Origin of the sequence: Bacillus mexicanus, from assembly GCF_050445615.1 — a bacterium.
In the GTDB taxonomy this organism is placed as follows: domain Bacteria; phylum Bacillota; class Bacilli; order Bacillales; family Bacillaceae; genus Bacillus; species Bacillus mexicanus.
This window is the reverse complement of sequence record NZ_JBCEYV010000001.1, coordinates 1369930-1388691: the sequence shown is the minus strand read 5'-3', so window position 1 is coordinate 1388691 and position 18762 is coordinate 1369930. Positions and strand designations below refer to the sequence as shown.

The 18762-nt window shown below is 42.9% G+C and carries 22 protein-coding genes; 14 read left to right on the top strand and 8 right to left on the bottom strand.

The genetic code is table 11. From position 1 onward, the window contains the following. The 8 genes from AAGG74_RS07350 to AAGG74_RS07315 all read left to right on the top strand — a co-directional run bounded on the left by AAGG74_RS07350 (position 1) and on the right by AAGG74_RS07315 (position 6123). A complete protein-coding gene (locus tag AAGG74_RS07350; RefSeq protein WP_429674943.1) occupies positions 1-2064 on the top strand; it encodes a terminase in 2064 nt (687 codons plus the stop codon). 10 nt (positions 2065-2074) lie between these two features. After that, positions 2075-2404 (top strand): XkdW family protein, encoded by a 330-nt coding sequence (locus AAGG74_RS07345; RefSeq protein WP_162101284.1) that lies wholly within the window; start codon positions 2075-2077, stop codon positions 2402-2404. Beyond that, a complete protein-coding gene (locus tag AAGG74_RS07340; protein WP_429674942.1) occupies positions 2401-2565 on the top strand; it encodes an XkdX family protein in 165 nt (54 codons plus the stop codon). Before AAGG74_RS07345 ends, AAGG74_RS07340 begins: the two co-directional genes overlap by 4 nt. A 44-nt stretch (positions 2566-2609) precedes the next feature. Further along, positions 2610-3446, top strand: a complete 837-nt coding sequence (gene xepA / locus AAGG74_RS07335; protein WP_429675246.1) for a phage-like element PBSX protein XepA — start codon at positions 2610-2612, stop codon at positions 3444-3446. A 52-nt stretch (positions 3447-3498) separates the two neighbouring features. Continuing rightward, positions 3499-3768, top strand: coding sequence for a hemolysin XhlA family protein (locus AAGG74_RS07330; protein WP_162101286.1), 270 nt, complete (start codon positions 3499-3501; stop codon positions 3766-3768). Positions 3769-3780: 12 nt separating this feature from the next. Continuing rightward, a complete protein-coding gene (locus AAGG74_RS07325; protein ID WP_429674941.1) occupies positions 3781-4044 on the top strand; it encodes a phage holin in 264 nt (87 codons plus the stop codon). 12 nt (positions 4045-4056) lie between these two features. Next, entirely contained in the window at positions 4057-4953 is an 897-nt protein-coding gene (locus AAGG74_RS07320; RefSeq protein ID WP_429674940.1) for an N-acetylmuramoyl-L-alanine amidase, read from the top strand. 78 nt (positions 4954-5031) lie between these two features. Then, positions 5032-6123 carry an acyltransferase family protein gene (locus AAGG74_RS07315; RefSeq protein WP_429674939.1) on the top strand — a complete coding sequence of 364 codons (1092 nt, stop codon included), beginning with the start codon at positions 5032-5034 and terminating at the stop codon, positions 6121-6123. On the opposite strand, the gene spoIISC is transcribed toward AAGG74_RS07315, so the two are convergent. From spoIISC to steT, 6 genes are all read right to left on the bottom strand, one after another. After that, entirely contained in the window at positions 6120-6272 is a 153-nt protein-coding gene (gene spoIISC / locus AAGG74_RS07310; protein WP_162101290.1) for a three component toxin-antitoxin-antitoxin system antitoxin SpoIISC, read from the bottom strand. The genes AAGG74_RS07315 and spoIISC overlap by 4 nt on opposite strands. A gap of 85 nt (positions 6273-6357) precedes the next feature. Further along, positions 6358-6528: a type II toxin-antitoxin system SpoIISB family antitoxin gene (locus AAGG74_RS07305; RefSeq protein ID WP_162101291.1), complete on the bottom strand. Its 171-nt coding sequence runs from the start codon at positions 6526-6528 to the stop codon at positions 6358-6360. Then, a complete protein-coding gene (spoIISA, locus tag AAGG74_RS07300; RefSeq protein WP_162101292.1) occupies positions 6528-7274 on the bottom strand; it encodes a toxin-antitoxin-antitoxin system toxin SpoIISA in 747 nt (248 codons plus the stop codon). Before spoIISA ends, AAGG74_RS07305 begins: the two co-directional genes overlap by 1 nt. A gap of 109 nt (positions 7275-7383) precedes the next feature. Continuing rightward, complete coding sequence (locus AAGG74_RS07295; protein ID WP_162101293.1) at positions 7384-8385, bottom strand: inorganic phosphate transporter; 1002 nt, start codon at positions 8383-8385, stop codon at positions 7384-7386. Between the two features lie 12 nt (positions 8386-8397). After that, the gene (locus tag AAGG74_RS07290) at positions 8398-9015 is read right to left on the bottom strand and encodes a DUF47 domain-containing protein (RefSeq protein ID WP_162101294.1); all 618 of its coding nucleotides are present in this window, start codon (positions 9013-9015) and stop codon (positions 8398-8400) included. A 277-nt stretch (positions 9016-9292) separates the two neighbouring features. Continuing rightward, positions 9293-10609, bottom strand: a complete 1317-nt coding sequence (gene steT / locus AAGG74_RS07285; RefSeq protein WP_429674938.1) for a serine/threonine exchanger — start codon at positions 10607-10609, stop codon at positions 9293-9295. A gap of 383 nt (positions 10610-10992) precedes the next feature. Between steT and AAGG74_RS07280 the strand changes: the two genes are divergently transcribed. Further along, entirely contained in the window at positions 10993-11943 is a 951-nt protein-coding gene (locus tag AAGG74_RS07280; protein WP_429674937.1) for a ring-cleaving dioxygenase, read from the top strand. A gap of 305 nt (positions 11944-12248) precedes the next feature. On the opposite strand, the gene AAGG74_RS07275 is transcribed toward AAGG74_RS07280, so the two are convergent. Together AAGG74_RS07275 and htrA are read right to left on the bottom strand one after the other, a co-directional pair. Beyond that, positions 12249-12422, bottom strand: coding sequence for a hypothetical protein (locus tag AAGG74_RS07275; protein WP_202923584.1), 174 nt, complete (start codon positions 12420-12422; stop codon positions 12249-12251). Between the two features lie 144 nt (positions 12423-12566). Continuing rightward, positions 12567-13898, bottom strand: a complete 1332-nt coding sequence (gene htrA / locus AAGG74_RS07270; RefSeq protein ID WP_429674935.1) for a serine protease HtrA — start codon at positions 13896-13898, stop codon at positions 12567-12569. A gap of 168 nt (positions 13899-14066) precedes the next feature. Here htrA and proG point away from each other — a divergent pair, with 168 nt between their 5' ends. From proG to AAGG74_RS07245, 5 genes are all read left to right on the top strand, one after another. Further along, positions 14067-14885, top strand: a complete 819-nt coding sequence (gene proG, locus AAGG74_RS07265; protein ID WP_429674934.1) for a pyrroline-5-carboxylate reductase ProG — start codon at positions 14067-14069, stop codon at positions 14883-14885. A 127-nt stretch (positions 14886-15012) separates the two neighbouring features. Continuing rightward, entirely contained in the window at positions 15013-15837 is an 825-nt protein-coding gene (gene dppA, locus AAGG74_RS07260; RefSeq protein WP_162101299.1) for a D-aminopeptidase DppA, read from the top strand. A 16-nt stretch (positions 15838-15853) separates the two neighbouring features. Further along, entirely contained in the window at positions 15854-16780 is a 927-nt protein-coding gene (dppB, locus tag AAGG74_RS07255) for a dipeptide ABC transporter permease DppB (protein WP_429674932.1), read from the top strand. A gap of 5 nt (positions 16781-16785) precedes the next feature. Then, positions 16786-17748, top strand: a complete 963-nt coding sequence (gene dppC / locus AAGG74_RS07250; RefSeq protein WP_225494144.1) for a dipeptide ABC transporter permease DppC — start codon at positions 16786-16788, stop codon at positions 17746-17748. A gap of 4 nt (positions 17749-17752) precedes the next feature. Next, positions 17753-18760 carry an ABC transporter ATP-binding protein gene (locus tag AAGG74_RS07245; RefSeq protein WP_429674931.1) on the top strand — a complete coding sequence of 336 codons (1008 nt, stop codon included), beginning with the start codon at positions 17753-17755 and terminating at the stop codon, positions 18758-18760. Positions 18761-18762: the final 2 nt, after the last annotated feature.

Below are 18762 nucleotides of genomic sequence, written 5' to 3'. Positions count from 1 at the left end.
ATGGCATACGAAGAAAAAACAGACTGGCTCCCTGACGACCCAATTAACGAAGATGACGTCAACCGCTGGGAAAAAGGAATAAAAGACGCCCACACAGACCTGGCTGCCCACAAAAACGACATGAACAACCCCCACAACACAACAAAGGCGCAAATCGGACTGGGGAACGTGGATAACGTGCGGCAGGCGGCGAAGAAGGATTTTGATGAACATAATAATGATTTATTACGGCATATTACATCAACAGAACGTGATAAATGGAATGCGAAGGAAACTCCTCTTGGAGCTCAAAATAAGGCGGATCAAGCTGAAGGAAACGCCAAGGCCTATACAGACAATTTTGCTGCGAGAAGAGATAACCCTCACCAAGTAACAAAGGCACAAGTTGGACTTGGAAATATCGAAAATGTGAGACAAGCCTCAAAAGCAGATTTCAATGCTCATTTAAGTGATACTAAAGTTCATATATCTCAAGGTGAAAGAAATAAATGGAATGCTGCACAACTAAATAAGCTAACTGGAGATGATGGTAAAAGAATACAACTCCAAGACGGTACCGATATTCTAACATTATCTTCTGGATTTTATTATGCAGTTGGTAAATCAGTTGTAAACAATCCAGTGGAAGGAGATGCAGCTTGGTATAACTACGATATTATAGAAGGTGATTCAGGAAGGAAAACAATAGTAGCTTACCAAAGTTGGGGCGTTGCAATGTGGATTGGAATGGTTCACACAGACGGTGAGTTCAGAGGATGGAAGCAAATTGCAACAATGGATATTGTGGATGAAGTTCAATCTAAATTAAATTTTCATAAAAATGATAAAACTAATCCGCATTCAGTTACTAAACAACAAGTGGGCCTCGGAAATGTTGAAAATGTTAAACAAGAAACACCGGATGGTGCGCAGAAAAAGGCTGATACTGCTTTGAATCAATCAAAAGATTATACTAACAGCACAGCCTTTATTACTAGACCATTAAATTCAATAACCGATGCAAATGATTTGAACCTCCCGCCTGGCACTTATCGTTTAGACACTAATTACATGAATGCAAATCCCGTTTTGCAAAATCAATTTCCGTTAAATGATAACAGAACAGGTTTATTAATTATCTACCCCTCTGCAAATAAATGGGCTACACGTCAAGATTGGTTTAGCATCTCTACGAAAACACTTTATACAAGGGTAGCTGTTAATAGTACTGAATATACAAATTGGTATACATTGGAAACGTCAGAGGGTTCGCAAAGTAAAGCAAATAAAGCTTTAGCTGATGCTAAAAATTATGTTGACACAAATTATACAAATCAAAAATTAACAGTACTTAAAGGCTCTAATGCAATTCAAGACGCTAGAACAAGTGGCAATGAGTACCCTGCTGGGCTGACTTTTATGGATATAGGAGCAAATAATACAACAGGATACCCGTTTACCTATGGTATTGTAAAAAATGAAAAACACAGTAATTATAGATTTTCTCAATACTTTTATGGGACAGGAAAAGAGTCAAACTCTTATTTTACTAGTACAGGTTCTTGGATCCGCCATTGGTGGGCCGATTCAGGCTGGACAGCTTGGCAGAAAATTTCCGGTTTTGCCCACGCGAATATTGGAACTACAGGAAAGCAGAAATTGATTAAAGGAGAACTTCAAAAAGTAAAGTATAATAGAAAAATAAAAGATAGCCATAATACTTTTGATACTAAAAACAATAGATTTATTGTTCCAAATGATGGGATGTTTTTGGTGAATGCTGGATTATATATAGAAAATTATCAAGTATATGCAAACTACGAAATGGACATTTATTTAAATGGTGTGAGATATAAAAATATTGCCCACTATAGGGTGAACCCTGGTGACCAATCGGATACTACTGAAATAAACGTAGGTCTTTATGGGGCTGCGACAGTTCCCGCTAATAAAGGAGACTATATTGAAATTTATTTATATGTGGGATATAGCGGCAATAAAACTCGGTATACTACAGAGAGTTCAGGTTGGTACAACTATTTTGATATTACAGAAATAGGCGGCAGAAACTACCCTATACTATAGGAGGTGCAAGATGATATTATACGACGCAATCATGTACAAATACCCTGATGCTGTGCCAAGAAAGGATTTCGAACTTCGGAATGACGGCAATGGTTCTTACATTGAAAAATGGAGCTTGCGTGCCCCAATCCCTACCCAAAAAGAACTCGAATCCTGGTGGGAAGAGCTGCAAAAAAACCCGCCGTATGAGCCGCCTGATCAGGTGGAAATTCTTGCTGAGCAATTGTCAAAGGAAAAGCTGGCACGCAAGCAGCTTGAAGAATTGAACAAAACTTTAGGAAGCCAACTGGCAGATATAAAGCTTTCATTACTTTCCTTGAAAGGAGATCATGCTGAATGAATTATTGGGTGCTTGCCCTCTATTATGAGTGGGCGACAACGGATATGGTGAAACAAGCTCTAGCATATAGAGACTGTTCGATTGAGGATCTGGCAGAGGGTGTGAATAAAAAGCTGATGACACCTGACCAGTATAAAGAAATTACCGGTAAAGCCATGTAAGGCTTTTTTATTTTGGCTGTTTTTACATCAAAAGGAGGATGAGGATAGTGAAGTATCAATATGAATTTCCTATCGATAAGACTGGAAAAGCCGGAGCTGTAAAGCCTTATAGAGGAAAAAATGATTTTGTGACACCTGTTTCGAATTTGTCAGGTGTAGCGGAGATTTTAACAAATGCGGCCTTGAAGGCGACTGAGGCATACAGTCAGCTCGGGCAAGACAGGTTGGGTGCAGTTCTGATTTCAAAAGTAAAGGGCTGGACGTACGCAGATCGTGAAGGCACGCTTTTTGTTGAAGAAAGTGATAATAACAATGCTTGGACGACGACCGCAGCAGTTAGTGTCGCGGCAGGTGTCCTGACAGCGACGGACTGGGTATACCTTTCTAAGCGCTATTACCGCTTCCGTTATGTGAATGGGAATCTGCAGCAATCCGAGTTTGTCATATACCAATCAGTCGGTGCAGGAGAAATAGACGTTCATGTAAATGAAAAAACCCCTTTGCAGGTTGATTTTGCGGAGAATCAAACACATGAAGGACGGTTGAAAGTGGAGACTGGCAAAACAATTGACTTTGTCTTTCATGAAAATGCGGAAAATGCTGGCGAAGGTGCCGTTTTATCCGTGGACGGCGCCGCGCATTTACTTGTTGAGGTATACGGCACAGCGGAAACAAGCGAGATCAAATTTTGGGGCAAATCGGTGTCAGGGCAGAAACTGCCGATCAGAGGAGTGAAATCTGATGATGCATCCTCTGCCTTAAGTACGTTAGGGAAATCTGAGGCGTGGGCTTTCGATATTAAAGGGTTTAAGGAGATCATCATGGAGATCGCCAGTATCACAGGCGGAACTCTTTCGATAAAAGGAACCGCTGTTTCGTAACCATTTCTGCCCTAAGAAGGGAGATGATCCGCATGTAAAGGAGGAGTAACTGATGCAGCAAGAGGCAGACGTAAATGTCTTTCAGCAGGATTTAGCTGATATGAAAGGTGAGCATAAAGCGCTTGAGCAGCGGGTTTCCGCATTAGAACGCGTGTCTGACCGGCAAGACCAGCAAATTATGACGCTGAACGAAAAATTGAACAAAATTGAAGAGAACACAACATGGATTAAACGCACCATCACAGGTGCCATTATTACAGCAGTGAGCACAGGAATTATCGGCGGAGCGATCGCCATTATGTATAACCTGCTGCAGCATTAAAGGAGGATTTTCATGAAAACGTATGACAAAGGCACGGTCATCAGGACGGTGCTTCTTTTAATTGCATTAATTAACCAGACCATGCTGATGTTTGGCAAATCACCATTGGACATCCAAGAGGAGCAGGTCAATCAGCTTGCTGACGCTCTTTATTCAGCCGGATCTGTCATCTTTACAATTGGAACGACACTTGCCGCGTGGTTTAAAAACAATTATATAACAAAAAAAGGGAAAAAACAGCATCACTTGTTAAAGGAAAATAATCTAACGAAATAAGGGGAAATGTAAATGGTTAACATCATTCAAGACTATATTCCAGTCGGCGCAAATAACCGTCCAGGTTACACTATGACGCCACTCTATATCACTGTGCACAATACAGCGAACGATGCACCCGGAGCTGATGCAAAGGCACATGCCCGCTATTTAAAAAATGCTGGTACGGAGACAAGCTGGCATTTTACAGTTGATGATACGGAAATTTATCAGCATCTTCCATTAAATGAAAATGGCTGGCATGCGGGAGATGGAAACGGTATCGGTAACCGGGCTTCTATTGGGATCGAAATTTGTGAAAATGCCGATGGAGATTTCGCGCAAGCAACAGCAAATGCCCAGTGGCTCGTAAAGAAATTAATGGCAGAGCATAAAATCAGTCTCGCCAATGTTGTTCCTCATAAATATTGGTCTGGAAAAGAATGCCCGCGTAAGCTTCTGGATACATGGGATACGTTTAAAGAGGGGATTGGGGGAGGCGGCAGCCAAACCTATGTCGTGAAACAAGGAGATACGCTTACATCCATCGCGAGAGCATTCGGTGTAACTGTTGCTCAACTGCAAGAGTGGAACAATATCGAAGACCCGAATCTTATTCAGGTCGGTCAAGTATTGATTGTAAGTGCTCCGTCGTACGCTGAAGAACCCGAGCTCTATCCGCTCCCTGATGGCATCATTCAATTGACAACGCCATATACCTCAGGAGAACACGTCTTTCAAGTGCAGCGAGCACTGGCCGCTCTCTATTTTTACCCTGATAAAAGCGCTGTCAACAACGGAATTGACGGCGTTTATGGACCGAAAACAGCCGACGCTGTTGCCCGTTTTCAATCTGTTAACGGATTAACAGCCGACGGTATTTATAGGCCTGCGACGAAGAAGAAAATCCATGCTGCTTTACTAGTTTAGAAGAAAGAAAACATTGACAATGCTTGTTAGTAAAACCATACTGAATATGACGAATTTTGTATTTTGGGTGGTTATACTGTGCAAAAAGATATTAAATTAAATAATGTCAAAGGTGTATTAATATTTTTAGTTGTATTTGGTCATCTGCTGGGTGTTAGTAAAAGCGGGCTGGAAAATATGATTGAAATCATCTATTCATTCCACATGCCTGCTTTTATTTTTCTAAATGGCTATTTCTCCAAAAGGCCGTCTATTAAAAAGGTCATCAATCTCATTCTGTTATATGTGATTTTTCAAACTTTCTACTGTGTGTATCGTTACTATGCAGGTAACTTTTCTGTCATTCAGTTTACTTATGGCAGACCGCATACTCATTTGTGGTATATTGTCAGTTTAGCCAGCTGGTATGCGTTGGCTCTATTTTTAAAGAGAATAAAAGGCAGAAATGTTTTAACAGCAGTGGTTCTGATTTTGTTGTTCGTGCTAAGCTTTTATTCTAGATTTTACGCAGACCAGATCGTAGAATTTATCAAAATATACTACAGCAATATGCATACACAAACACTGTCTATATTAAGAACTTTTGTTTTTCTTCCGTTTTTCTTGGCTGGTTTTTATTGTTCAAGAGATCTCATGAGTAAAATATATAGTTCATTAGACAAATTTAAGTTTAAACTGTTTTCCACTTTAGCTGTCTCTGTATTGATATTCATTATTTTGGATAAACATAATGATAAATTTGATCAGCTGTTTTTTGGTTTTCTAGGCTACCAAAAGTTCAATATAGAGAATCATAGTTATACAGGAATTATGTTCTTTCATTATTCCTTAGCTGTATTAGGCATGTTCTTATTATTAAATGCAGTTGGTGTTCAGAAAAATAAATTGAGCCAATGGGGAGAAAACTCCCTTGCCATTTTTTTATTTCATATGATTTTTGTCTTCCCATTATTTTCTCACAATAGATGGTTAAACGAGCAAAATCCCGACACGCGATTGATTTTATGCTTTACGATGGCGTTAGGTATAACGTATTTATTTGGATCTCGAGCATTTAACCGTATAGTGAAATATATCATATATCCAATGAAGTATTTAGAGGTTGCTTATGCACGACTCTTCAATAAAACGAATAAAAATAATGAATATAAAAAGCGACATATTGTTTAAATGTCGCTTTTTTTTGTTCGTTTTTTTAGATGCTTCAATATCATGGCACTCCGCGCCCTCACACGAAGCGAATATCCGGAAATGCCAAACTTCCCGTAATTAACAAACTTCACGCGCCTCACTAATTTTTTCACTGTATCACCTGACAATTTCCTCTGTTTGTATTAGTATATGTAGCCCTTATCAGAAAAGGAATAAGGACAAGAGCTGCATTCTCTCGTCCTTTTAGTGTGATCATGCTTTTTTTCGTTTATACTCATCAATCAGCCGCTCGTTTTCTTTGAAAATTCTTGCTGTATGAGGACTGACTTGATAGCTTGCGACGCTGGTGGTTGAACGTTTTTTTAGGATTTTAAACGGCTTTGCCGCTCCGGCTTCGCATCCGCTTTGAAACGCGCGTTCCATTATCCTTCACCTTCCTCCTCAATTGGCAGCACTAAATCATATATGCTCGTTAATGATGTAAAAAGCAAATAATCAAATTCCGTGACAATGCTGTCAGACGTCAGCTTGATGACATAGCTCTGTGTCTCGATAGTAAAAGGGATGAGAACCATTTTTCCGTATTGGTCGTAATAAACGTCCTTGCGATCAAGCCGGGTTTTTACGTCCGCGGGATCATCCATGTGTTCGGTTAACCGGTCTTTATCAGCCTGTGTCGTATAGTGACAAAGGGAGGCTGTTAAGTTCATTTTATCGGCATAGGTTTTCAGCAGCTGATCAATACCTTCAGCATATGCATCTATACTTCCATAATAAACATGGATCGGTTCGTTTTTCAATAGGTATTGGTATGTTTTCAGCCGATTGAGATACATGTGAAGCATTTCGTTGTTCTCTTCGAGGATTTCTCTTGTGTCTGTTTCCAGTTCGCTGCCGGCCAGTTTTTTGACGTATGCGCTTAAAAAGATGAAAGCATCAATTAAAGCAAAGCTGACGGCGACAATGAGATACCGATCCCAGTAAGTAAATAGGGAAGAAGGATCATATGTCCAGTATACCATAGCGCCCAGAACAAACAGCAAGTACCATGTTTTCCGGATGGCGGACATTTTTTCTTTAACCTTCGTTTCGAACCGCCATGTGGCATATACATATAAGCCTAATCCGGCCATGATGCACCAGACCATGATCTGAAAGAATAAAAGCATACATCAATCCCTCACATCTAAAATAGGTTCTGCTTATTGTATTCGAGAGATTTGGCTGGTTTTCCTGTTTCATCAAAAAAACCGCTTCATTGACAGAAGCGGTGTAACCTTAAAAAATCATATTTAAAATAAAATAGGCGATGGCACCAAGCGTCGCTGAAATCGGAAGCGTGATGACCCAAGTAATGAGCATCCGTTTGGCTGTGCCCCAGTTTACGCCTTTTACCCGATGTGATGCACCGACGCCAAGGATTGATGAAGAAATGACGTGGGTTGTACTGACCGGCAAATGAATAAATGTGGCGCCGAAAATAATGGCTGCGCCTGTTAAGTCAGCAGAAACACCGTTTACCGGACGAATTTTCATGATCTTACCGCCGACGGTTTTGATGATTTTCCAGCCGCCGATTGATGTTCCGAGCCCCATGGCTGTCGCACAGGCTAACTGCACCCAGGTTGGAATATCGTTAGAAGAGGTATGTAAATTTGCTGTAATGAGAGCCATTGTGATAATTCCCATTGCTTTTTGCGCATCGTTTGTTCCATGTGTATATGATTGCAGGGCAGCTGTTACAATCTGCACTCTGCGGAATTGCTTGTTCGTTTTCGCCAAATTGCTGTCTTTGAAAATCAGCTTGACGATGCTGTAAAGAATAAACCCAAGGACAAAGGCGATGATCGGTGATAAAAGCAGTGCTTCAATGATTTTAATGAAGCCCTTATAATTCAATGCGGCAAATCCGGCTGACGCAATGGCGGCACCGGCAATCGCTCCGATGATTGCATGGGATGAACTGCTTGGAATACCGTAGTACCATGTGATCAGATTCCAGGCAATCGCAGCGATTAACGCAGCTAAAATGACGACTGAGCCGTTTGCTAATGTATAAGGATCCACAATATCTTTCGTAATGGTTTTGGCAACACCTGTAAATGTCATTGCTCCGATAAAGTTCATTGCAGCTGCCATGATAATGGCGTGGCGCGGTTTCAGCGCTTTTGTTGATACTGATGTTGCAATTGCGTTTGCCGTATCGTGAAACCCGTTGATGAAATCAAACGCCAGAGCACAAATGACGATTAGTATTGTTAAGATGAATAGAATATCCATTTTTACCCCTCGTTACGCGTTTTTCATAATGATGGTTTCAAGATTATTGGCAACGCTTTGGCAAGAGTCGGCAATTTCTTCAAGCGTTTCGTAAATTTCACGATATTGAATCACTTTGATCGGATCTGTTTCATGACCGAAAAGATTTTTTAATGATTTTCTGTGCAGGTTATCACAGTTGTGCTCATACTCTTTAATTTTGATGGCGTGAGGCTGAATGTCCTTTAAGCGGTTTTCTGCCAGCAGCTCAGTTGCAATTAAAATTTCTTTCGCACATTCTCTAATGTATCCGCTGAATTTATCGATATGCTCGTCTGATGACGTAATTGAGAAAATCTCCATCATGGCAGAGAAATGTTCAATTCCGTCAAGCACATCATCCAGGCTGTTTGTCAGCTGAAGGATATCTTCGCGTTCAATAGGAGTGATGAATGCTTTGTTAAGCTCTTTAATCATGACATGAACATGATTGTCACCTTTTGTTTCAAATTCTTTTAACGTATCTGCAAATTCTTTAAGTGTTGTTTGGTTTGTGACTTTAAAGTTCACAAAATACTCTGCAGTTTCATCTATATTTTTTGCGATTTCTGTTAAAAGGAGTGAGAACTTATCTTTTTTTCTTCTTATCATTAAAAACCCTCCATAGTTTGAATGAGACAATGCACACATCACATTATTATATAGTCTTTTGTCGAAAAAAAACAGGTAAACACGAAAAAAACCCCTCTTGACTTTTTTAGCTAGTCATGTCCATTTATTTTGGCCTGCTTTGCTTCAAAAAACGACCAAAGTTTGCAAAATCTTTTTGCTTAACGTAAAAAGTATATCAAAAGTTGTGTTTTCCCTGTCAACTTTTATCTTCTGCTACACCAAAAAACGGTTCCCTAAACAAAGGGAACCGTTTTTTTTAGCTTGATTTTCGTTTTTTCATTCCGTAATAAACAGGCAGTCCGGCAAGGCCGATGAGGATGGAGAATCCGCAGCTCAGTGTATCTGTGATAAGTGTGCTGCCTAACACAAAAAGTGATCCACCGATGGCCACAATCGGCATAAGGGGATAAAGCGGAACACTGTATGCGCGCTTTTCTCCCTTTGTTTGCTTGCGGAGGATAAACACTGCAAAAAAAGCCATCACATAAAAAATGTAGATCATGAAAATAGAAATTTCCGAGAGCTTATCAGGGTTGCTGATCAGCATCATAATTAAAGACAAGACAATTTGGAAAGATATCGCGATCCATGGTGTGCGGAACCTCGGGTGCACATGTGAAAGTTTTTCAGCAAATGGAAGCTGCTTACGTTCCGCCATTGCGTAGGATACACGCGGGAAAGAAAGGACCTTTCCGTTTAAGCAGCCGAAGATACTGACAATAATCCCAACACTGATCAGCTTTCCGCCGATTGAACCGAACAGCATGGTGGCAGCCGTGCTTGTCGCGTTTTCACCAAGTGTCACAATTTCGTTCGCAGACAGGATATGAAGCAATGCAAAATTAATGAAAATATAGATGGCTGTTACAATTAATAATCCGCCTGTCATTGCACGCGGCAGCAGTTTTTCAGGATTTTGCATTTCTCCGCCGAGAGCGGCCAGAAGAATCCATCCGTCGTAAGCAAACAGCGTAGCCAAAATGGCTGCCCCGAAGTTCATATCAGCAATGCTTTCGTTTACTGCTGTGAAAATGTGCTGATCGCCTTTCCAAAGGCCAAAGAGAATAATGCATGCAATCGGAATCAGCTTACCGATCGTTGTCAGCGTTTGGACAAAGCCGCCGTATTTTGTACCGATCATATTAATGACGCATAAAAAGAGAACGGCTATGATTCCGATTACTTTTGATAGTCCAGATCCCCAGCCGAAAAGATTCGCCATTAAAGACCCAAAATATAAACCGAGTGCGCCGATAATCGCTGGGCCGTAAATGATAATCTGCACCCAGCCGCATAAAAATCCCCAAAACTCGCCGTATACTTCTTCAAGGTACGTATAAAGCCCTCCGGTTTTTGGGATCTGTGTGCCGATTTCCGCGATTGTTAAACCGCCCGCCAATGTTAAAATACCGCCTAACAGCCAGGCGAAAAGCGCTGTCTTAGAATCGCCTGAATAAGCGAGTACAGCTCCGGGTTTCATAAAAACACCTGAACCAATAATGGTTCCGATGACAAGAGTAAGGGCAAATAAGAGGCCTATCTCTTTTTTTAAACCGTTGTTTTCAGTATGCATATCCTAAACCTCCTATGCTGGTGAAGCTTCATGATGCAAAATCTTTTTTCATATTGTAAACCCTATTTTAGAAAAGTGGAATAAAATAAATTTTCTGATTTTAGTTATTTTCTTTATTTTGGTGAAAAAAACTATAAGAATAGCTAGTGTAATCAGTTATAAACGAATGAATATAAGTGTTTTCGTCAGTAAAGTTCGTGTTTGTTAATCGGATTTCAACCGGCTCAGAGGATGGGATGATAACTCCACAAAATATCGAATTTTCTCTCAAGCTGATATGTTGACTTTCTCACGCGAATAAAATACCTTGTAAGGAGAACAATCAAATCTATAACTATGATATAATATCTCGAAATCGAGATATATAACCTGGAGGGACATATATGAAAGTCAACGGTATCCATCACGTGTCAGCGTTAACGGCTGACGCACAAAAAAATGTAGATTTCTATAAGAAAGTATTGGGTTTAAAGCTCGTCAAAAAATCTGTTAATCAGGATGAACCGACAATGTACCATCTGTTCTACGGAGATGAAGTGGCAAATCCGGGAACTGAACTGACATTTTTCGAAATCCCCCGTATTGCGCCGTTTCATGCGGGAACAAACAGTATTTCTTCTATTGGTTTGCGCGTTCCTAGCACAGAAGCTTTACATTACTGGAAAGAACGTTTTGAAGAGCATCAGGTGGCGCATAGCGACATTGCGAAAAGAGCGGGACGTGACATATTGGCCTTCCAAGATCATGAAGGGCAGCGTCTTGTGCTGACTGCAGATGAGAAAGGAAAAGGATATGGGCTGGCTGTTAAACAGAGCGGCATTCCGGAAGAATTTTCATTTCGCGGATTAGGACCGGTTGAACTGACTGTGCCATACGCTGAACCGACCTTACACGTGTTGACGGATATCCTTGGATTTACAGAAATCAGCCGTGAATCTGTCGAAGGACAAGGAACCGCTGTTATTTTGGAATCAGGAGAAGGCGGGGCGGCAACTGAAATCCATCTCATAGAGAGAAATGATCTTCCGCGCGAGCGTCAGGGGAAAGGCAGTGTTCACCATGTCGCATTTCGTGTAAGAGATGAAGAAGAACTTGCCGGGTGGCATCAGATTATCAGCCGGGAAGGCTATAGCAATTCCGGCATCGTTGAACGCTACTACTTCAAGGCGCTGTATTTCAGAGAGCCGAACGGCATTTTGTTCGAGCTATCAACAGATGGACCGGGCTTTATGGTTGATGAAAACCTTGATGAACTTGGCCAAACGATCGCTCTTCCGCCATACCTTGAGCATCGGAGAGCAGAAATTGAAGCAAAACTCAAACCGATTCAATAAATGGTTGTTATTTGCCTTCCGGCGTTGCCGGAAGGCTTTTTTTATCATATGAGTGGAAGGAGGTGCGTTCGGGAAATGGCTTAAAGCGTATTGTGGCATGAAATGGTTTCGGCGAAAATATTGGCTTTGTTTATGAATGGTTTATTCAGATTTACTTGTTACACTATTTCAAAGGTATACAAAAGGGCGAGCTGAAGAGCGTTCTTATCCTTAGCTTGCTCGCATCCACAATAAATCCGCATGTTCAGTCACGCTGAAATGAAAACAGCAAAGCCTATAGATGTTATCCTAGGCTTTGCTGCATGTCAGCTGTTATATTGAGGTGCTTTTAAGAAACGCATGATGAGAGCCGTACCAGTCATGTTTAATAAAATACTGGCCCCTAGTGTAACTCCCCACATCAATGTGGATGCAGAAAGGTGAAAGCTCAGCAGCAGTAAAGACAATCCTGCGCAAATAATACCCAATCCAGTTTTCATGTCCATATCTCCTTCTTAAACGATGTCTCAGCAATAATGTCAGTTTATTTATATACGGGTATCTTGGCAAAAGGTTTCATAGAAAGATAGGTCTTTTGTTCAATAAAAAGCCTCAGGCCGTCTTTGCAGCCTGAGGCACTTTTTTTAAGAAGTTGTTTCTTCTTTTTGATCGAGTTTGATTTTTTTCGTCATTTTTTTGCCGTTTCTCAGAATCTTCACTTCTACAGTATCGCCGATGTTTGCGTCTTTATAAAGGATATTGCGCAATTCACTGCCTGTATTGATTTCTTTGCCTTTCAGGCTGATGATAATATCCTCCGCTTTCAAGCCGGCTTTTTCAGCAGGAGAGCCTGGAGCAACTTCACGAATGTATACGCCTTTATTCAGCTGATTGCCGAACAAGCCGAGTGTGCCTTCTTGATAGTTTTGCGGTACTTGCTCTAAATCAAGCATGCTGACACCGATATATGGACGTTCAATTTGCCCTTTTTTCAGCAATTCTTCAGCAATTGGTTTTACGTCATTGCTTGGAATGGCAAATCCGATCCCCTCGACATTATCTTCACTGATTTTCATGCTGTTAATGCCGACAATTTTTCCGGATGTATTTAACAATGGCCCGCCGCTGTTACCTGGGTTAATGGCTGCGTCAGTCTGGATGACATTAATGCTCGTTTGGCCGGCCGATGTTGACATTGAAACCGTTCTGTCCACACCGCTTACAATTCCTTGTGTTACCGTACGGGACAGGTCTTTACCGAGCGGATCTCCAATCGCAATAACAGTCTCGCCTGTTCTGAGATCGGATGAATCACCGAAGTTTGCCACTTTAGTTACGTGGTCATCGCTGATTTGGAGGACTGCTAAATCTGTTAACGAGTCGCGTCCTACCAGCTTTGCTGCCACTTCAGTGCCGTCATATAAAGATACCTTCAAGGAAGATGCTCCTTCTACAACGTGGTTATTTGTAATGATATAAGCCTTGCCATTCTCTTTTTTGAAAATCACACCAGATCCTGAACCGCTTTCTGTATCTTCGCTTGAATCAGATGAATCAGAGCCGAACAAAGAGCTGTTTGGCTGCGCCTGAAGGTTTGTAATACCGACAATCGCCGGTGAAATGCCTTCGACCATATCTGTAATTTTAGAAGAATCTTCGCTCTTGAATGCAGACGAGCTTTTGTCAGATTCAGAGGATGTGTTTTTAGGTGTAACAGACTCTGTTTGCTGCTGGCTGGATGATTGTTTGGCAGTGTCCTGCGAATGATGGTCGCCGAGCGGTGTAAACGTGTAAATCCCAAGGGCGAGACTGCCGCCGATCACTCCGCCAAGCAGCGGTCTGAACCATCCAAACCCTCGTTTTTTCTTCTCTTGGTCATGAATGACATTGCGGGCAGAGTAGGAGGTATTCTGCTCGTTCTCTTTCGCTAGAAAGACCTCATTCTCATTGCCTTCCGTTCTGTTTTTATCCATCATGTTCACTCCGTTTCTCTATATTCACTAGTTTCGATTGAATTATGATAGGTTTATGACTTGAGTTTATCATAAACAAAAACTGTGGGATAAAAATGAAAATATTATGGGAAATTGTGAAAAAGTGCGAAAAACGATACACTTCATATTATATATGAAAGGACTGAGTCGATGGAACAGGTTGGGTTGATTGGATATGGCAGCATGGCTGATATGATCGCAAGGCAGCTGTTGAAGCAAGAACAAATCAAGGAGCACGAACTCTTTATTGACACAAGAACGAAGGGAAAGCGGCTGCATGCGCTGGCGGCGGATTATCCCGAGGTGTCGATTGATTCGCTTGAGAACTGGGCGGGAATGTGCCGTTTGATTTTTATATGTGTTCCGCCGCTGAATGTTATTGAGACGCTGCGCCGCCTGCGCCCGTATGTGAGTAGGAGCACCCATATCGTCTCCATTGCCGCCGGTGTGCCGCTGCGTCTTTTGGAGGCTGAAACGGTAGCCGGGATATCGCGTTTCATTCCCGCCATTCTAGCTGAAGCAGAAGCGGGCATCTCGCTTGTCGTTCACAGTGAAGCGCTGGCAGCGGATAAAAAAGAACGTTTAAATGAACTGTTATCGGTTTTCAGCCGTGTGCGAGAAATTGAAGAATCGAATGTGGATGCCGCCAGCAATTTGACGAGCTCTGCACCAGGATTTATAGCTGCCATCTTCGAAGAACTGGCGCTGTCTGCTGTCAGGAACAGCGGCCTGTCCGAAGAAGAAGCCTTTGATTTTCTGATTCATTCATTATACGGGACTGGCAAGCTGCTGATCGAAAAGAAGATGTCTTTTGAGGAAACGCTGGAACGTGTCGCAACGAAAGGCGGGATTACAGGAGAGGGAGCTGAGGTGATATACGCCTCCTTGCCGGATGTCTTTGATGAAATGTTTGAAAGAACCTTGAACAAATATAAGCGGCTTACAGAACAAGCGGAGAAACAGACATGAATCCTTGAAAGAGGATTCTTTTTTATCACTGAATCGTCATGATTTTCCTAAGCTATATTGCAATTCACCTCTTATTTTAATATAATTTGTTGGAATATTCATAATTCGGTAAAAAAGGAGGAGCTTTATGAAACTGTACATGTCAGTAGATATGGAAGGCATCTCTGGTCTCCCGGACGATACCTTTGTGGATTCTGGGAAGCGCAATTATGAACGCGGACGGCTTATCATGACTGAAGAAGCAAACTGTTGTATTGCCGAAGCGTTTAACAGCGGGTGTACCGAGGTGCTGGTCAATGACAGTCATTCGAAGATGAATAATCTGATGGTTGAAAAGCTTCATCCTGAAGCAGACTTGATTTCCGGTGACGTCAAACCATTTTCAATGGTAGAGGGACTGGATAATACGTTTACAGGCGCTGTGTTTCTCGGTTATCATGCGAGAGCTTCGACTCCCGGGGTGATGTCACACAGCATGATTTTCGGCGTCCGTCATTTTTACATAAACGATCAGCCTGTCGGTGAGCTCGGGTTAAATGCATATGTTGCCGGTTATTACGATGTCCCGGTGATAATGGTAGCAGGAGACGACCGGGCGGCGAAGGAAGCGGAAGAGCTCATTCCGAATGTGACGACAGCTGCTGTCAAGCAAACCATTTCAAGATCGGCAGTGAAGTGCTTGTCCCCTGCGAAAGCCGGCCGGCTGCTGACAGAAAAAACCGCATTTGCTTTGCAGAATAAAGATAAAGTTAAACCGCTCACACCGCCTGACAGACCGGTTCTCAGCATTGAATTTGCGAATTACGGCCAGGCTGAATGGGCGAATCTGATGCCGGGAACTGAAATCAAGCCGCAAACCACAACCGTTCAATTTCAAGCGAAAAACATGCTTGAAGCCTATCAGGCGATGCTTGTCATGACCGAGCTTGCGATGCGGACATCATTTTGCTAAAGGGGTGTTTTAGGCGTTGGCGCGATACGTGATGAAGCGTTTTGGGGCAATGGCAGCTACAATTTTGGTGATTACCACCCTGACTTTTGTTCTCATGAAGGTCATTCCCGGATCTCCTTTTAACGAGGAGAGAGGCACAAATGAAGCCGTTCAAAAAAATCTCGAAGCTTACTATCACTTAGACGATCCTCTCATTTTCCAATACATCATCTACCTAAAATCCATCATAACATTCGATTTCGGACCTTCCATTAAAAAACCGTCAGACAGCGTAAATGATATGCTTGAACGCGGATTTCCCGTTTCTTTTGAGCTTGGAATGGCAGCGATTGTCATTGCTGTAATCTCTGGGCTCGTGTTGGGCGTAATCGCCGCCCTTCGCCGCAATGGCTTTTTGGACTACGCTGCGATGAGTTTAGCTGTACTTGGCATTTCCATCCCGAATTTTATTCTGGCAACATTGCTCATTCAGCAATTTGCTGTCAATCTCAAACTATTTCCCGCGGCCACATGGACGAGCCCGATTCATATGGTGCTTCCGACCGCAGCGCTTGCTGTAGGACCGATGGCGATCATCGCCAGGCTGACACGGTCAAGCATGGTCGACGTCTTGACACAGGATTATATCCGCACAGCAAAAGCAAAAGGGCTTTCTCCGTTCATCATTATCGTAAAACACGCACTCAGAAATGCACTCATGCCCGTCATTACCGTCTTAGGCACACTTGTCGCCAGTATCTTAACAGGAAGCTTTGTCATTGAAAAAATCTTTGCCATCCCGGGAATGGGAAAATATTTTGTTGAAAGCATGAATCAGCGGGACTATCCCGTGATTATGGGAACGACCGTTTTTTACAGCGTCATTCTGATCATCATGCTTTTTTTGGTCGACTTGGCCTACGGTTTTTTAGACCCGCGCATTAAACTGCATAAGAAAGGGTGAAGTGTGTGAATCTCCCTGTACAAACGGAAGAACGCCAGACCAAGCAGCACATTCAGGTGCCGGATGAGTGGTTTGTTTCAAATCAAGAAAAGAATCGGGAAGCAGATTCGGTCAAACGGCCGAGTTTGTCTTACACGCAGGATGCCTGGAGGAGGCTGAAAAAAAATAAATTAGCGATGGCGGGACTTTTTATACTTTTATTTCTTTTTGTCATGGCGGTGATCGGGCCCGTTTTATCACCCCACAGTGTCGCGAGTCAATCGCTGACAGGGCAAAATCTTCCGCCCTCTGCTGATCATTGGTTCGGCACCGATGAGCTCGGCCGGGATGTGTTTACCCGAACATGGTATGGAGCGAGGATTTCATTATTTGTCGGCGTGATGGCGGCGCTGATTGATTTTGTGATCGGTGTCATTTACGGAGGTGTTGCCGGCTATAAAGGCGGCAGGATTGACAATATCATGATGCGGATTATTGAAGTGCTGTACGGGCTGCCATATCTGCTCGTTGTCATATTGCTGATGGTGCTGATGGGGCCGGGGCTGGGCACTATTATTGTAGCACTGACAGTGACCGGATGGGTCGGCATGGCGAGAATTGTAAGAGGCCAAGTGCTTCAAATGAAAAATAATGAATACGTACTCGCTTCGAAAACCTTTGGTGCGAAAACCTTCCGCATCATCCGAAAAAATCTGCTGCCGAATACAATGGGAGCGATCATCGTACAAATGACATTAACCGTACCTGCCGCTATTTTCGCAGAATCCTTTTTAAGCTTTCTCGGCCTCGGCATACAGGCTCCGTTTGCCAGCTGGGGTGTGATGGCAAATGATGGTCTGCCTGCGATTTTGTCTGGGCATTGGTGGCGCCTGTTTTTTCCGGCCTTTTTTATCTCCTTGACGATGTACGCGTTTAATGTGCTTGGAGACGGATTGCAAGATGCGCTCGACCCTAAGCTGAGGAGGTAGCTCTATGGAAAAAGTGCTGTCAGTCAAAAATCTGCACGTTTCTTTTACGACTTACGGGGGCATGATTCAGGCAGTCAGAGGGGTGAGCTTTGATTTGTATCGAGGTGAAACCTTTGCAATCGTCGGTGAATCCGGCTGCGGCAAAAGTGTCACCTCCCAAAGCATCATGGGCCTGCTTCCGACCTATTCAGCCAATGTAACAGAAGGCAGCATTTTATTTGAAAACAAAGACCTTTGCCGTCTTTCTGATAAAGAAATGAGGAGCATAAGGGGAGCCGACATTTCTATGATTTTTCAAGATCCGATGACAGCGTTAAATCCGACGCTGACGATCGGAGACCAGCTGCGGGAGGCGCTCCTTCGCCATAAAAATATGAGCAAAAAGGCGGCGAGGGAAGAGGTGCTTTCCATGCTGTCATTGGTCGGTATTCCCGACCCCGAGCAGCGTCTAAAACAGTATCCTCACCAATTCAGCGGCGGCATGAGACAGCGGATTGTGATTGCGATGGCGCTGATCTGTGAGCCTGACATTCTAATCGCAGACGAACCGACTACCGCACTTGACGTGACCATTCAGGCACAGATTTTAGAGCTGTTTAAAGAGATTCAGAGAAAAACGAATGTGTCTGTCATATTGATTACCCATGATTTAGGGGTGGTGGCCCAGGTTGCTGACAGAGTCGCAGTTATGTATGCCGGAAAAATAGCAGAGATTGGCACGAGAAAAGATATTTTTTATCAGCCGCAGCACCCTTATACAAAAGGGCTTTTGAACTCTGTTCCGCGTCTTGATCTGGATGGTGCGGAGCTGGTTCCGATTGACGGAACGCCGCCGGATTTATTTTCACCTCCGCCAGGCTGCCCGTTTGCCGCCCGCTGCCCGAATAGAATGATCGTGTGTGACAGGGTATACCCGGGCCAGACAATCAGATCTGACACGCACACTGTCAGCTGCTGGCTGCAGGATCAACGGGCCGAGCGTGCGATGCTGCACGGAGGTGCGAAGAAGTGATC

Bases quoted from the DNA above. Each gene is read 5' to 3' on its own strand.
- AAGG74_RS07320 (WP_429674940.1), top strand. From the start codon at position 4,057: ATGGTTAACATCATTCAAGACTATATTCCAGTCGGCGCAAATAACCGT.
- htrA (WP_429674935.1), bottom strand. From the start codon at position 13,898: ATGATGGATAAAAACAGAACGGAAGGCAATGAGAATGAGGTCTTTCTA.
- AAGG74_RS07350 (WP_429674943.1), top strand. From the start codon at position 1: ATGGCATACGAAGAAAAAACAGACTGGCTCCCTGACGACCCAATTAAC.
- AAGG74_RS07330 (WP_162101286.1), top strand. From the start codon at position 3,499: ATGCAGCAAGAGGCAGACGTAAATGTCTTTCAGCAGGATTTAGCTGAT.
- AAGG74_RS07345 (WP_162101284.1), top strand. From the start codon at position 2,075: ATGATATTATACGACGCAATCATGTACAAATACCCTGATGCTGTGCCA.
- AAGG74_RS07325 (WP_429674941.1), top strand. From the start codon at position 3,781: ATGAAAACGTATGACAAAGGCACGGTCATCAGGACGGTGCTTCTTTTA.
- AAGG74_RS07275 (WP_202923584.1), bottom strand. From the start codon at position 12,422: ATGAAAACTGGATTGGGTATTATTTGCGCAGGATTGTCTTTACTGCTG.
- AAGG74_RS07280 (WP_429674937.1), top strand. From the start codon at position 10,993: ATGAAAGTCAACGGTATCCATCACGTGTCAGCGTTAACGGCTGACGCA.
- AAGG74_RS07290 (WP_162101294.1), bottom strand. From the start codon at position 9,015: ATGATAAGAAGAAAAAAAGATAAGTTCTCACTCCTTTTAACAGAAATC.
- AAGG74_RS07295 (WP_162101293.1), bottom strand. From the start codon at position 8,385: ATGGATATTCTATTCATCTTAACAATACTAATCGTCATTTGTGCTCTG.
- proG (WP_429674934.1), top strand. From the start codon at position 14,067: ATGGAACAGGTTGGGTTGATTGGATATGGCAGCATGGCTGATATGATC.
- AAGG74_RS07340 (WP_429674942.1), top strand. From the start codon at position 2,401: ATGAATTATTGGGTGCTTGCCCTCTATTATGAGTGGGCGACAACGGAT.
- steT (WP_429674938.1), bottom strand. From the start codon at position 10,609: ATGCATACTGAAAACAACGGTTTAAAAAAAGAGATAGGCCTCTTATTT.
- dppA (WP_162101299.1), top strand. From the start codon at position 15,013: ATGAAACTGTACATGTCAGTAGATATGGAAGGCATCTCTGGTCTCCCG.
- AAGG74_RS07305 (WP_162101291.1), bottom strand. From the start codon at position 6,528: ATGGAACGCGCGTTTCAAAGCGGATGCGAAGCCGGAGCGGCAAAGCCG.
- spoIISA (WP_162101292.1), bottom strand. From the start codon at position 7,274: ATGCTTTTATTCTTTCAGATCATGGTCTGGTGCATCATGGCCGGATTA.
- AAGG74_RS07245 (WP_429674931.1), top strand. From the start codon at position 17,753: ATGGAAAAAGTGCTGTCAGTCAAAAATCTGCACGTTTCTTTTACGACT.